Annotated in this window: 14 protein-coding genes and 1 tRNA gene; 1 reads left to right on the top strand and 14 read right to left on the bottom strand. The window is 61.7% G+C overall.

Features of this window, described 5'->3' with window-relative positions:
• Positions 1 to 17: 17 nt before the first annotated feature.
• From ACMGG8_RS24140 to ACMGG8_RS24155, 4 genes are all read right to left on the bottom strand, one after another.
• Positions 18 to 1,247: a pyridoxal phosphate-dependent aminotransferase gene (locus ACMGG8_RS24140; RefSeq protein ID WP_414158589.1), complete on the bottom strand. Its 1,230-nt coding sequence runs from the start codon at positions 1,245 to 1,247 to the stop codon at positions 18 to 20.
• A 259-nt stretch (positions 1,248 to 1,506) separates the two neighbouring features.
• Positions 1,507 to 2,742, bottom strand: a complete 1,236-nt coding sequence (locus tag ACMGG8_RS24145) for an MFS transporter (protein ID WP_060843019.1) — start codon at positions 2,740 to 2,742, stop codon at positions 1,507 to 1,509.
• A 101-nt stretch (positions 2,743 to 2,843) separates the two neighbouring features.
• Complete coding sequence (locus ACMGG8_RS24150) at positions 2,844 to 3,668, bottom strand: hypothetical protein (protein WP_060838445.1); 825 nt, start codon at positions 3,666 to 3,668, stop codon at positions 2,844 to 2,846.
• Between the two features lie 2 nt (positions 3,669 to 3,670).
• Positions 3,671 to 4,894, bottom strand: a complete 1,224-nt coding sequence (locus ACMGG8_RS24155; RefSeq protein ID WP_060843018.1) for an MFS transporter — start codon at positions 4,892 to 4,894, stop codon at positions 3,671 to 3,673.
• Between the two features lie 95 nt (positions 4,895 to 4,989).
• Here ACMGG8_RS24155 and ACMGG8_RS24160 point away from each other — a divergent pair, with 95 nt between their 5' ends.
• Positions 4,990 to 5,907: a LysR family transcriptional regulator gene (locus ACMGG8_RS24160; RefSeq protein WP_060838443.1), complete on the top strand. Its 918-nt coding sequence runs from the start codon at positions 4,990 to 4,992 to the stop codon at positions 5,905 to 5,907.
• A 105-nt stretch (positions 5,908 to 6,012) separates the two neighbouring features.
• Here ACMGG8_RS24160 and ACMGG8_RS24165 read toward each other — a convergent pair whose 3' ends face one another.
• From ACMGG8_RS24165 to rpmI, 10 genes are all read right to left on the bottom strand, one after another.
• Positions 6,013 to 6,939: a hypothetical protein gene (locus tag ACMGG8_RS24165; RefSeq protein WP_414158590.1), complete on the bottom strand. Its 927-nt coding sequence runs from the start codon at positions 6,937 to 6,939 to the stop codon at positions 6,013 to 6,015.
• 102 nt (positions 6,940 to 7,041) lie between these two features.
• Entirely contained in the window at positions 7,042 to 7,704 is a 663-nt protein-coding gene (locus ACMGG8_RS24170) for a DUF2625 domain-containing protein (protein WP_414158591.1), read from the bottom strand.
• A gap of 157 nt (positions 7,705 to 7,861) precedes the next feature.
• Positions 7,862 to 8,395 carry a hypothetical protein gene (locus ACMGG8_RS24175; protein WP_414158592.1) on the bottom strand — a complete coding sequence of 178 codons (534 nt, stop codon included), beginning with the start codon at positions 8,393 to 8,395 and terminating at the stop codon, positions 7,862 to 7,864.
• A 702-nt stretch (positions 8,396 to 9,097) separates the two neighbouring features.
• Positions 9,098 to 9,174 (bottom strand) — tRNA-Pro (locus ACMGG8_RS24180).
• 88 nt (positions 9,175 to 9,262) lie between these two features.
• Positions 9,263 to 9,619 (bottom strand): MerR family transcriptional regulator, encoded by a 357-nt coding sequence (locus ACMGG8_RS24185; RefSeq protein ID WP_007920509.1) that lies wholly within the window; start codon positions 9,617 to 9,619, stop codon positions 9,263 to 9,265.
• Complete coding sequence (gene ihfA / locus ACMGG8_RS24190; RefSeq protein WP_002553164.1) at positions 9,600 to 9,902, bottom strand: integration host factor subunit alpha; 303 nt, start codon at positions 9,900 to 9,902, stop codon at positions 9,600 to 9,602. The genes ACMGG8_RS24185 and ihfA overlap by 20 nt, the downstream gene beginning before the upstream one ends.
• Positions 9,903 to 9,905: 3 nt before the next feature.
• Complete coding sequence (gene pheT / locus ACMGG8_RS24195) at positions 9,906 to 12,284, bottom strand: phenylalanine--tRNA ligase subunit beta (RefSeq protein WP_414158593.1); 2,379 nt, start codon at positions 12,282 to 12,284, stop codon at positions 9,906 to 9,908.
• A 35-nt stretch (positions 12,285 to 12,319) separates the two neighbouring features.
• On the bottom strand, positions 12,320 to 13,336 hold the full coding sequence (pheS, locus tag ACMGG8_RS24200; protein ID WP_011060419.1) for a phenylalanine--tRNA ligase subunit alpha: 1,017 nt from the start codon (positions 13,334 to 13,336) through the stop codon (positions 12,320 to 12,322).
• A gap of 110 nt (positions 13,337 to 13,446) precedes the next feature.
• Positions 13,447 to 13,803 carry a 50S ribosomal protein L20 gene (gene rplT, locus ACMGG8_RS24205; protein WP_081818697.1) on the bottom strand — a complete coding sequence of 119 codons (357 nt, stop codon included), beginning with the start codon at positions 13,801 to 13,803 and terminating at the stop codon, positions 13,447 to 13,449.
• Between the two features lie 30 nt (positions 13,804 to 13,833).
• Positions 13,834 to 14,028: a 50S ribosomal protein L35 gene (gene rpmI, locus ACMGG8_RS24210; RefSeq protein WP_002553160.1), complete on the bottom strand. Its 195-nt coding sequence runs from the start codon at positions 14,026 to 14,028 to the stop codon at positions 13,834 to 13,836.
• Positions 14,029 to 14,032: the final 4 nt, after the last annotated feature.

Raw genomic sequence — 14,032 nt, forward strand, 5'->3', positions numbered from 1 at the left:
TGCGGGTGACGGCAGCGCTAATCCATGACGATCGCCGACATGAACTGGGCGAAGCGGCTCAGGCCTTCGATCAGCTCCTGGTACTCGACGGCGTAGGAAATGCGGATGCAGTGAGGGTCGCCACAACCGGAACCGGGGACCACGGCAATGTGCGCCTCGGTCAGCAGCAGGTCGGCGAGGTGGTCGACGTCGCGGATCGGCTGGCCGCGGTAGTAGCCGCCCAGGCGCGACGCGATGTCGATGTACAGGTAGAACGCCCCTTCCGGCGGCGCATAGCGGATGCCTTCCAGGCGATCCAGGTAGGTGCGCGCGGCGTGCAGTTGTCGCTGCAGGAACGGATTGACCTGGTCGGCGAACTGCGTCGAGTCGGCATTCAAGGTATTGAGCGCGGCGTATTGCGACAGGCTGCTGGGGTTGGAGGTGGTGTGGCCCTGGAGGTTGTGCATGGCCGCGATCACTGGCGCCGGGGCGCAGGCGTAGCCGACCCGCCAGCCGGTCACCGCCTGGCTCTTGGAGAAGGAATCGATCAGCACGGTCTGGGCCTTCAGCGCCGGGAACAGCGCCAGGATGTTGTGGTGCTCGTGGGGTTCGCGCACCAGGCCGCGATAGCACTCGTCGAACATCACCCACAGCCCGCGCTCGAAGGCCAGCTGGGCGATCGCCAGCAGTTGCTCCCGTTGATAGACAGTACCGGTGGGGTTGTTCGGGGTGTTGATGACGATCATCCGCGTGCGTTCGCTCAGCGCCCCCTGCACCGCTTCCAGGGTCAGCCGGTAGTCGTCGTCGCGGGTCTGCACCAGCACCGAGGTGGCGCCCGCCAGGCGGATCTGGGTGGGAAAGGTTTCCCAGTACGGGCTGGGCACTATCACCTCGTCACCGGGGTTGAGCAGCACCATGCAGGCGTTGTATAGGGCCTGCTTGGCCCCGGCGGTCACCGCCACTTCATTGGCCGCAAAGGTCACGCCGGTGCGCTGGCTGACCCGCTGGGCGAGCTTCTCCCGCAGCGCCGGCAGGCCGATGGGCGGGGTGTAGCGATTGCGCGCGTTTTCAATGGCTTCGATGGCCCCGGTGCGCATGTCCTGGCAGGCATCGAAGGACAGTTCACCGGCGGCGAAATTGATCACCTTGACCCCGCTTTCCTTCAGGGCGTTGGCTTTGCTGCGCATGCTGGATGTGCCCGGCGCGCTGAGGCCGAGGGCACGGTTGGACAAAGACAAGCGGCTTGCAGTGGCTTCGCTGTTATTCATGTTGTTACCTGCGAAAACGATCTGGAAGCAAGGCGCCCCGGAGTCGGGAAAACACCTTGCACAGCCCACCTGGCCAAGGCCCCCAGCCAGGTCTTCTTACATTCTGATGACAGTCGCAAACACCGGCCAATACCGTTTGCGTCGTGATTGATACTGGAAAAGTAAGAACTATCTGAAGGCGCCGCGAGCCGCGCACAGAATGCATCAGGCCCGGGCAGAACAGCCCCGGGCCTGATGGTTTATGGCTCGACAACGGTCTTCAGGCGGCGCCGGAGACTGACCTCGCGTCGGCGTCCATGCCCCGCTGCACGTACCAGGACAGGGGCAGCGTCAGCAGCAGCGTGGCGGACAGGGCCATCACCGCCAGGGGAATCCCGGTGACGTCACCCAGGCCGCCGAACAGCACCGGAGCCAGAGCCCCGCCGCCGATGGTGCCGGTGTAGAACAGCGAGAACGCCTGCTCGCGCTTGCCGGCACCGGCCAGGTCCGGCACCGCGCCGTACAGCACCGAGGACGTGCCATTCAGGGCCAGGCCCAGCAGCGGCAACATCAGCATCAGGCCGGCATAGGGCAGGAACACCGCCAGCACGATCAGGCTGGCGGTGGTGAACTCGGTGATCCACACGGTTTTCATCATGCCGATGCGCGCGCCGAGGTAACCGCACAGCAACTTGCCGAAGGCGCCGCCGACGAACAGCAGGGTCAGGGCCAGGCCGATACCGGCGGTGCCGGCGCCCTTGGCCTTGAGCAGGAACGGCAGGAAGGTCAGAAAGCCCATGCGCACTGCGCTGTCCAGGGTGCCGGTGAGGATCAGCGCGCGCATCCCGCTGGCCGAGCCCTGGCCCTTGACCGTCTTGGGCGCTTTCTCGCTGATGGCCTTGGTCACGGCCCGGGAGGGAATCAGCCACCACAGCAGCACTGCGGCGGCCAGTCCCAGAAGGCCGATCAGGGTGACGCTGGCGCGCCAGCTGATCAGGGTCAGCAACAGGCCCACCAGGCCCGGGACCAGGGTCTTGCCGATATCCCCGGCGAAGTTGTACTGGGACAGGGCCTCCTTGACCCCACCGCCGGCTTCATGGGTATCGGTGATCAGCGAGGAGGCCAGCGGGTGCTGGGTACTGGCCCCCAGGCCACCGAGCAGCAGGGCCAGGAGCAGCACGCCCAGGCCTCCGGCCTGCCCCGCCAACAGGTAGGCCAGCCCGGCCAGGGCGGTGCCGCCCACCAGCAGGCGCTCACGCCCCCAGCGCCGCGCGGCGCGACTGGCCAGCAGCTGGAAGCCGGCCATCATTCCGGAATAGACCCCGCGCAGCAGGCCGATCTGGGCATAGCTCATGGCGAACTGCGCCTGCCAGATCGGCAGCAGCACGTAGATCACGTCAGTCAGGCCGTCATGCACCGCATGGGCGCTGCAACCGGCGAACAGGGAGCGACGACGCACGCTGGCATCCGTCATCGGCGCGGCCTCCAGGGAGGCGCTGTGTTTCAGATCATTCATCGTCGGCCAGGTTGCAAGGAGGGAAAGGAAGCGGATCAGTCACAGGATAGGCAAGCCGGAGCCGGCCACAAGCCCCGCATGCGGGGCCGGGCCGGCGACCCTCAGCGCAGCGCCTGGGCGCAGTCGCGCATCACCCGGGCCTTGCGCTGCAGGTATTCGGCGAAGATGTCCCGCGCGGCCTGCGGGTCGACCTGCACCTGCATGGCCTCGACGAACTCGTTGACCGCCGCCACGGCATGGGCGAAGTGGTTGCTCTCGGTGCCGCCGGTGTGCACGGTGACCCAGGCCACGGTGGTCCGGGCCTTTTCCGCCGGCACGCCCATGTCGCGGACGAACCACTGCTTGTACAGCGGGTGGATGTACTCCACTTCGCCGTGGGTATAGACCTCGTGGACCAGGGTGGTCAGCAAGCCTTGCAGCAGGTCCCGGTCGCGCAGGCGGCGGAAGTCGGTCCAGTCCTTGAACGCCTGCGCCGAAGGCAGGCAGTTTTCCTTGAGCAGCCACTGATCGTCACCGCAGATGGGCGTGGCCATGTTGTAGAACAGGTCCGAGTGCAGGGTGTTGCCCAGCGCGCCCAGGTCCTCGTCGGTGATCCGCTGCAGGCTGCCGCAGGCCCGGTAGAGGCCCTCGGCGGCTTCCGAACCCTGCTCGGAACGGGCCAGCAAGGTGATGCGGTTGGCCAGGCCGGAGACGCTGGTGGCGGAGTTGTTGGTCTTCGACCAGCTGGCGAAGAACTTGCGCAACACCGCAGGCGGGTGGCGGCGCGAGGTGAGTTTCTCGAAAGCATTCTCGATGTCCACCAGAGCGTTTTCCTCGCTCCAGAAGGCTTCGAACAGGGCATGCTTCAAGACACTGGCCGGCATGTCGTTCAACACAGGTTCGACGATCTTCAGCAATTGGCTCTGCCGGGTCAGTACGTTATTCATGGTCACCTCACGTATTCCTTGTTGGATGATGAATCAAGCGGGTTGAGCGGCCGCATGGCGGCCGGCGTTTCGGGTTTGAGGGGCTTCCAGCCGCCCCAGGCGATCAACAGCGACAGCAACTGGAAGACCACGATCAACGCCACGCAGCCCGGCCAGCCCCAGTGACTCCAGAGCAAGGCCGGGATTACGGCGCCGAAACTGCCTCCCAGGTAATAGAACGTCAGGTACAGCCCCACCGCGCCGGCCTTGTTGTGGCCAGCGGTGGCGGTGGTAAAGGAGTTGGCCGCGGCCTGGGCCAGGAACACCCCGGTGGAGCTCAGGGCCAGGCCCAGCACGATCAGCCATAGCGAGGGCAGTAGGGTCAGGGCCGAACCACAGACCCCGAGCAGGGCCGCGGCGACCAGCAGCTCGGCCTGGGGCCGGGACCGGCTCAGGCGGCCGGCAATCGGGATCACCACCAGCGCCAGGAGGAATACGCTGTAGATCGCCCCCAGGGCGGCGGCGCCCAGGTCGAACGGCGGCAGGCTGAGGTAAAGCCCGGCGTAGGTGAAGGTGGCGACTTGCGAGAACAGCACGCAAAAGCCCACGCCGTAAGCCGCCAGCAACGGCCGGCTGCACAGTTCGCGCAGGGCGCCCAGGCGGCTCGGCCGGCTTCTGGCAACCGGCGACGGGTTGGCCGGCAGCAGGTAGTGAATGGCCACGCCGATCAGCAGGCTCAGGCCCGCCAGCAGGGCGAAGGCCTCGCGCCAGCCGACGTATTCGGTCATGAAGCCGGTGACGAAACGTCCGGCGAACCCGCCCAGCACGGTGCCGGCCACATACAGGCTGGTGACTTCGGTGACGGTGCCGCCACTCCAGCGATCACCGATGTAGGCCACGCTGGTGGCGAACACCACCGGGATCAGCATGCCTTCGATGAAGCGCCAGACCAGCAACTGGGCAAAGCTGCCGGCACAGGCCGCGAGCAGCGCCGGCAGCGCCAGCAACAGGGACGCCAGGACAATCACCGAGCGCTGCTGGAACCGGCCGGTGAACCGACTGACGAAGGGCGCGGTGATGGCCACCGCCAGAGTGGTCACGGTAATGCTCCAGCCGGCCTCCCTGATGCTCACCGCAAAGCTCTGGGAGAACTCCTGGAGAATCCCCTGGGTGGCATACAGGTTGAGAAAAGCCGCACAGCCACACAAAAACAGGGCAATGCGAGCACAATGCTGGCGCGAGTTCATGAAACCTCTCGTTTTCTGACGAAAGGCCTTTATAAAATACGCCGCCGATCCAAGACCAATACCGATTTACGACCGATCAATACCCAGGGAACCGGATGCTCGATCTACGCAGATTGCGTTACTTTTTGACCGTCGCCGAAGAGCTGCACTTTGGCCGCGCCGCCCTGCGCCTGCACCTTGCGCAACCACCGCTGACGCGGCAGATTTCGGCACTGGAAGCCGAGCTCGGGTTTCGCCTGTTCGATCGCACCAGCCGCACCGTCAGCCTCACCGCCCAGGGCCGGCACTTCCTGCCTTATGCCCGGGCGGTGCTGGAGCAGGTGGACCTGACCCAGGTCATGGCCGGCAAGCTGGCCAAGGGTTGCGCCGGACAACTGGCCCTGGGCTACGCCAGCTCCATCGCCCTGTCGGACCTGTTCAGCCAGGCGATCCAGGCCTTCGCCCAGCGTTTTCCCGACGTGCAACTGACCCTAGTCGAAGGCGCCTCGGTCAGCCAGTGGTCGCAGATTGTCGACGGACGGATCGATATCGGCATGGGCCGGATGCGGCCGCCCTGCGAACAGAGCGAAATCCAGGCCCTGTCCCTGGGAGACGAACCCCTGGTGGCGGCCATCTCCAGCGACAGCCCCCTGGCCGCCCAGGATCAGGTGACCCTGGCCGAGCTCAGCGAGCATCCGTTGATTCTGTTTCCCGCCGACTACGGCTCGGGGCTCAACGAAGCGATCGAACAACTCTACCGGCGCAACAGCCTGCCTCTGCGCCCCGGCCCCAGCGGTCGGCAGATCACCTCGATCATCGCCCTGGTGGCGGCCGGCCAGGGCATTGCCCTGGTGCCGCGCTGCACCCAGACCCTGGCCAAAAAGGGCGTGACCTACCGCCCGCTGACGGACCCCGGCGCCACCGCGCAACTGTTGGTACTGACCCGCAGGCAGGGGCGCAGCCAACTGGTGGAAGCCTTCATGGGGGTGCTCGACGAACTGCTGCAGGCGCAGCCGGAGACGGCCGGGCGCTAGTCCGGGCGCGCCGGGCCCCGGGCGGCCCCGAACCCCATCGGCCGCATGACTGGCGCTCGGCGCCGGCCAACGCGCCACAGGCCAGCGGGCCGCTATCCGCCCCCGCTAGCGGCAGACCACCCGGGCCTCTGCCCTACCCTGGGCAATCATCAGGTCGTTGCCGTTGGCGTCGTTGCCGACAAACTCATTGCTCTGGGCATACACCTGCCGATAGGCCTGGCCGTCGTAACGGTAGTAACTCAGGTATTGCTCCCCGGCACTGACCCGGGCCTGGGTCATCAGGTCCGGCAGGCCGTTGCAGGTGGTTGTCAGCACCGCCACCGGGCCGTCCTCGACCGCCAGCAGCGGCTCGGGAGGCGTCTTGCGCGCCAGGAACAGCCATTGATCCGAATTGACCTGATTGCCGCTCAGGCCACAGCTGACCAGCAGCAACGGGCCCTGGGGGCCGCGGCACGTCTGGGCATTGACCTGGCTCTCGGCACAGGTCGCGCTGATGGCCCTGGCGGCGTCGGCCCCCAGCAGCGCCAGTGCGTTGCTGGCGGGCGTCTCCCGCGGGTCGGCGCTGCACAGCCCCTTGCCGCTGGGCCATTGCCGCCGGGCACCGAGGTACAGCGGCGCCAGAACGGCAATCACCCGATCCAGCTCCCGCGCCAGGCACCGCGTATCCCGGCAGCGACCGATGGCCCGCTGCTGCCGGGCGATCTGCTCGTCGAGCTGCCACGGGGTGTAGACCACCGCGAGAGTGGCGTGCTGGAGAAACCGTGCCTTGAACAGCTTCTCCACCAGGGCCCCATCCTCGCAGGTGCCCGCCGGCAGGGCCTGGCGCGCTTCCACGGCGCTGCGCTGCGCGGTCTCGTCGTCCGCGAACCCCAGCGCGTCGATATCCGCACAAGGCTTGAGCAACAACTGCGAGGAGAGGTAACCGCCAGTGGCTTGCTCACTGTGCGGTATCAGCCGCTTGCCGTCGGCCCAGGCCGGTGCGGCCAGCGCCAGCGCCAGCGCACAGGCCAACAACATCATGTTGCGTTTCATTGCGGCATTACCGTCCATTGATTTGACAAGCGCCTTGGCGCGGCTTGAACCGGCCCCGCGGCCGGGCGCCCGATGCAGCGGCGAGTGGCGGCTAGAGGCGCATCAGCCGGGCAGCGAAACGCCACCATCGAGTGTGCGAGCCAGGTCCAGGTGCGTGGCGAAGCATTCGCCGACATCAATCATCGCGCGGTGGCTGTGCTGGACCGAACCCTCCCGAGTCCAGAGAAACGGGTAGAAGGAAAAGCACTGATCGGCACTCAATGCCTGCACCTCAGCCCTCCAGCCATCCCAACGCAGGTCCTGGTAGAAAACGGCCAACTGGTCGCTCAGGGCCCAGGCGAGAAAGTCGCTGTAGCCCACCTCCAACGGCTCCCATTGCAGCGTATCGGGCGCCCAGTAGTACATCGCCCCCACATCAGCGCCCAGGCCGCCACCGTTGATGGCAAAGAACCCTCCTACGGCGTCATCAGCCACCAGCAAGGCCCCCTGTACGCGACCCTCATTCCAATCAGCAAGATTGCGCGACAAGTGCCCATGCCCTGAACCCAGCACCCGCAGCCAGCCGTGATCGATCAACAGCCCGCCGGTTTCGTAGGCCATCGCTCCCAAGGTTGATCGAGTCGTGACTTGCAGCGCAGACAGCACCCTGGCGTTTGCGCTGGATGGGGGCAGTAGCTGATGGTCCAGACGGGTTTCTTCCAGCATCGTCTTGATCAAAGGCAACGCAGAATCGCCGCTGTTTATCAGATCTTCCAAGCTTCTCATCGACCGTTCCCTGGAAAAAGGAACGGATTATATCCACCTGGATGCAAGTGCGGAGCGGGTCATTGCGCCGGGTTGTCGACGCGTCGCCAGCGCCTGGTGCCGATCTGCCCGCTCTCCTCGGCGGGCAGCCGTACAAAGCATTTTTTGAAACCTTTCATCACTGCCCGGAATTGTCTGAAACTGCTTCAGGCGCTTGTTCAACTGCCTTTGGCGGTTTTGCGCCAACTGCCTCCGGCGCTTTTGGAGACTGCACAGGCACTTGCTCCTGCAAGACCCTGGCGCTCTTGCGCTGCTCCTGGGCTTCAATCCAGTAAGGCAGCGTCACCATCATCACCTTGATGGCCTCAAGCCCAGCCATCCCGCCCGCCAAGTGGACGGGTTGCTTGTCGACATCTTTCATCGCCAGTTTTTGCTGCTGGCGCTCTTGCGCCCTCACCTGCCGCAGATTCTCCCGGTAGTCCTTGTAGTCAAGCGAGTAAGGCAACGTCGCAAGTAGAAGGTTTGCAGAAGGCCAACCCGCAATCACAAGCATCAAGAGGCAGGCGACGAACATAGGCATACGACCACGAAAACGCAGGATCAACATTGAGATCGACATGAAACACAAGGTATAGAGCTGGAACGGAACGAGAAGAATGGCCAGGGATTCGCAACTTTCCCAATGGCACAAGACCCACAACGTCATTAACACCGATCACTCTCCATCATCTGAACACCACGGACATCCAGAGACTGCCGGGCGGGCTGTTGCACCCAGCAGCAAGCATCAGTACGCCTTTCAAAGGGCAGGTACTGGATTCTGAACGTTGTGCATAAACGGCCGATCATTCCTTTTGATCTCCTTGCAACGGGCCGCGGATCTTAGCGCATCTGCAAAGCAGGCATCGCGCAGCTTGCAGCGCAAGACGCTCGTGAAGGCTGTACAGAGATGACACTCAACGTCAGAACTCCTTTAGCAGCTTGCCCTGGCGTCTACCACGCGGCGCGCCCGGTCGCACCGCCGCGGTTGCCCACGAACCCAATGCAGCGCAAATCTGCCCGCCGAAAGCCAAAACAGGCACAACCACAAGATCCGTGGACCCAGGTTGAACCCTCAAAGGGGCCAGGAAGGCTTCTGATGGAATGATGAAGAGACGCGGGGATGACATGGACCCAGGGCGCAATCGTTGCACCTGTAGCCAAAGACCGTAAAGGATGATCAGAAAAGCGCGTGGATGCGCGATGGAGAAGGTAACGAGAGACGGCCGGAGGTCATCAGCCTGAAATCTTCGGCCCGGAGGCAGTTCCAGACCTGAACATCAGCGAAATCATCTGATCGCCTTGCGCGGATTTTGCGCATGCCCAAACGAAAAAAGAGATCAAGCCGCTAGGTGCTTGATCTCTCTTTGAAATATGGTCGGGACGGAGTGATTCGAACACTCGACCCCTAGCACCCCATGCTAGTGCGCTACCGGACTGCGCTACGCCCCGACTAGGCGTGAAACCTGTTTCACTTCTCAGGAAACGTTGAGGAATATACCGCAAGCTTTTGAAAAGTGGAAGTATTTAAAACAGAGAATTACTTCTTAAGCACCACAAGCACATCTTCCAATTCGGAAATCATCTGACGGATCAGTTGCTTGTACTGGGTGGTGTCGTCTTTGGCCTCATCACCGGAAAGGCGCAAGCGTGCACCACCGATGGTGAACCCCTGATCGTAGAGCAGCGCGCGGATCTGCCGGATCATCAGCACATCCTGACGCTGATAATACCGGCGATTTCCGCGGCGCTTGACAGGGTTGAGTTGAGGAAACTCCTGCTCCCAATAACGCAGCACATGCGGTTTGACCGCACAGAGCTCGCTGACTTCACCGATGGTGAAGTAGCGTTTACCCGGGATCACCGGGAGCTCGTCGTTATGACTTGGTTCCAGCATATGCCTCAACTCGGGCCTTCAACTTCTGCCCTGGACGAAAGGTGACCACACGGCGAGCCGTGATCGGGATTTCTTCACCCGTTTTCGGGTTGCGGCCAGGACGCTGGCGTTTATCCCGAAGGTCGAAGTTACCGAAACCGGACAATTTGACCTGTTCGTTATCTTCGAGAGCATGCCTGATTTCTTCAAAGAACAGCTCGACCAATTCCTTGGCCTCGCGTTTATTCAGGCCTAGCTCTTCGTAGAGACGTTCGGCCATTTCAGCTTTCGTCAGAGCCCCCATACGTCACTTCCTTAACGTGGCGTTCAACCTTTGTTCGAGCGAGGTGAGGATATTTTGCGTCGTGGAGTTCACCTCATCGTCATTAAGAGTGCGCGATGGATGCTGCCAGGTCAAGCCGACGGCAAGGCTTTTTCTATGCGGATCAATGCCTTTACCCTGGTACACGTCAAATAGCCTGAGGTCTGTCAGCCATTCACCTGCATTTTCACGGATTACGTCCAGAACGGCGCTCGCCGCAACATCACGATCTGCCAGCAACGCCAGATCTCGACGCACTTCTGGGAAACGGGACAACTCGTGGAACTTCGGCAAACGCCCCTGAGCCACTTCACTCAGAACCAGCTCAAACACATAAACCGGACGGTCAAGGCCGAGGGTCTTTGCCAACTCTGGGTGAATCGCCCCCAAATAGCCGATCTCGCGACCATCGCGCTCGATACGCGCAGTCTGGCCAGGATGCAGCGCTGGATGCTTGCCCGGAACGAAAGTGAATGTATCCAGAGCCCCTGCAATCCCCAACACGGCCTCAACATCCGCCTTGACGTCAAAGAAGTCCACGACATCGCGGCCTTGTGCCCAGCCTTCAGGCAAGCGACTGCCACAAACGACGCCCGCAAGCATTGGCTGCTGCTTCAACCCCTCCAACTGGCCAACGAAACGCAAGCCGCTTTCAAACAAGCGGACACGATCCTGTTGACGGTTCAAGTTGTGCTGAAGTGCCTTGACCAGCCCAGGCCACAAGGAAGAACGCATGGCCGCCATGTCGGCCGAAATCGGGTTCGCCAGCAGTAGCGGTTCGACACCCGGATTGAACAGTTCAAAGAGTTTTGGATCGATGAAGCTGTAAGTGATCGCTTCCTGATAGCCACGAGCAACCAACAAACGCCGCAATACGGGCAGATCACCTTGCGCTTCCGCCTTGGCCTGAGGAGCCAGACGAGCCTGCGGATAGCGAACCGGCAGACGGTTGTAACCATAGAGACGCGCCAACTCTTCGATCAAGTCGACTTCAAGACTGATATCGAAACGATGGCTCGGCACTTCAACACGCCATTGCCCTGCTCCATCGGCAGTCACTGCCAGGCCAAGCCCGGTGAGCAGACGCTCAACCTCAGAACCATCCATCGCCATGCCCAACATCTGGGTAATGCGTTCAGCACGCAAAGTTACAGGCGCTACAGACGGCAAGTGCTGCTCACTGACTGTTTCAATGATCGGGCCGGCGTCACCGCCAGTGATCTCCAGCAGCAGACCGGTCGCACGCTCCATAGCTTCGCGAGCCAGCTGCCAATCCACACCGCGCTCATAGCGATGGGATGCATCAGTGTGCAGACCATAGGAACGAGCCTTCCCGGCAACTGCGATCTGATCGAAGAACGCGCTTTCCAGGAATACATCACGTGTGTTGGCGGTGACGCCACTGTGCTCACCCCCCATCACACCGGCGATTGCCAGGGCGCGGGTATGGTCAGCGATCACTAGGGTATCGCTACGCAGTGTCACTTCCTGGCCATCGAGAAGTACCAGCTTCTCGCCCTCTTCTGCCATGCGCACGCGAATGCCACCATTGATCTCAGCGAGATCAAAAGCATGCAACGGCTGACCCAGCTCAAGCATCACATAGTTGGTGATGTCCACCGCAGCATCGATGCTGCGTACATCGGCGCGACGCAGGCGCTCAACCATCCACAGTGGGGTCGGTTTGGAAAGATCGACGTTACGGATGACCCGGCCCAGGTAGCGTGGACAGGCGGCTGGAGCCAGGACTTCCACAGGGCGGACTTCCTCGTGGGCGGCGGCCACTGCTTTCACTTCAGGGCGCTGGACTTTCGCCGCGTATAGTGCGCCGACCTCACGGGCCAAGCCGGCCAGGGACAGGCAGTCACCGCGGTTTGGCGTCAGATCAACCTCGATACTGGCATCGTCAAGATTCAGGTAGGCACGAATGTCTTCCCCCACCGGGGCATCAGCCGGCAACTCCATCAGACCGTCATTGCCTTCGCCGATCTGCAGCTCTGCCTGCGAACACAACATGCCGTTGGACTCAACGCCACGCAGCTTGGCTTTCTTGATCTTGAAGTCGCCCGGCAGCTCGGCGCCAATCATCGCAAATGGGATCTTCAGCCCTGGACGCACGTTGGGTGCGCCGCAGACCACCTGGAAGGTTTCCGCGCCATTGCTGACCTGGCACACACGCAGCTTGTCGGCATCCGGGTGCTGCTCGGTGCTCAACACCTCACCCACCACTACCCCACTGAAATCACCGGCGGCTGGCGTTACGCTATCAACCTCAAGACCGGCCATCGACAGACGAGCAACCAACTCGTCGCGACTTACTTGCGGGCTAACCCAGCCACGCAACCATTGTTCACTGAATTTCATCCTGCTCTCCTAATAAATTCGTTACGGACGCGCGACTAGCGAAATTGCGCAAGGAACCGCAAGTCGTTGTCGAAGAACAGGCGCAAGTCATTGACACCGTAACGCAGCATGGCCAGACGCTCGGCGCCCATGCCGAAGGCAAAGCCCTGGAACTCTTCCGGGTCGATCCCGGACATACGCAGCACGTTCGGGTGAACCATGCCGCAACCCATCACCTCCAGCCAGCCAGTCTGCTTGCAGACACGGCAGCCTTTACCGCTGCACATCACGCATTCCATATCAACTTCAGCGGAAGGCTCGGTGAACGGGAAGTAGGAAGGACGGAAACGTACGGCCAGTTCTTTTTCAAAGAACACCCGCAAGAACTCTTCAATGGTGCCTTTCAGGTCGGCGAAGTTGATATCGCGGTCGACCAGCAGGCCTTCGACCTGGTGGAACATTGGTGAGTGGGTGATATCGGAGTCGCTACGATACACACGGCCCGGGCAGACGATGCGAATCGGCGGCTGCTGCGATTCCATGGTGCGGACCTGTACCGGCGAGGTGTGGGTGCGCAACAACATGTTCGCATTGAAATAGAAGGTGTCATGCATCGACCGGGCCGGGTGATGGCCTGGGATGTTGAGCGCCTCAAAGTTGTGATAGTCGTCTTCGACCTCAGGGCCTTCGGCAATGCCATAGCCGATATGGGTGAAGAACTGTTCGATACGTTCCAGGGTCCGTGTAATCGGGTGCAGACCACCGGAGGTCTGGCCACGGCCCGGCAGGGTTACGTCAATGCATTCGGCGGCGAGCTTGGCGCTGAGTTCCGCCTCCTCGAAAGCGGCTTTGCGCGCATTGAGAACCTCTGTCACACGCTCCTTGGCCACGTTGATCAGCGCACCGACTTGCGGGCGCTCTTCGGCAGGGAGATTGCCCAGGGTCTTCATCACCTGAGTCAGCTCGCCCTTCTTGCCAAGGAAGTGAACCCGGATCTGCTCCAGGGCATTGATGTCTTCAGCGTGTTGCACGGCCTCAAGTGCTTGAGAAACCAGCGCATCCAGGTTTTCCATGTACAGACTCCAGATACAAAATAGGGGAAGAGCTTGAAGGCTCTTCCCCTATTTATGACGTTTAACACCAGAGCCCACGATAGGTGAGCCCGGATGACTGTCGGGGGTACTTAAGCCAAGGTGGCTTTAGCTTTCTCGACAATCGCAGCAAACGCCGCTTTTTCGTTCACTGCCAGATCAGCCAGAACCTTACGGTCGATCTCGATGGACGCCTTTTTCAGGCCAGCGATCAAACGGCTGTAAGACAGACCGTTGATACGAGCACCAGCGTTGATACGAGCGATCCACAGAGCGCGGAACTGACGTTTTTTCTGACGACGGTCACGGTAGGCGTATTGGCCTGCCTTGATTACCGCTTGCTTGGCAACACGGAATACGCGCGAGCGAGCGCCGTAGTAGCCTTTAGCAAGTTTCAGAATTTTTTTGTGACGTTTACGGGCAATGACGCCACGCTTTACACGAGCCATGAGTTACTTCCTCTATTCTTGATCCAAAAATTAACGAAGGCGCAGCATGCGCTCGACTTTTGCCACGTCAGACGGATGCAGCAAGCTGCTACCGCGCAGTTGACGCTTACGCTTGGTCGACATTTTGGTCAGGATGTGGCTCTTGAAAGCGTGCTTGTGCTTGATACCGTTAGCAGTTTTCAGAAACCGCTTAGCAGCACCACTTTTGGTTTTCATCTTTGGCATGTTC

This window comes from Pseudomonas sp. BNK-45, assembly GCF_047456255.1.
Taxonomy (GTDB): domain Bacteria; phylum Pseudomonadota; class Gammaproteobacteria; order Pseudomonadales; family Pseudomonadaceae; genus Aquipseudomonas.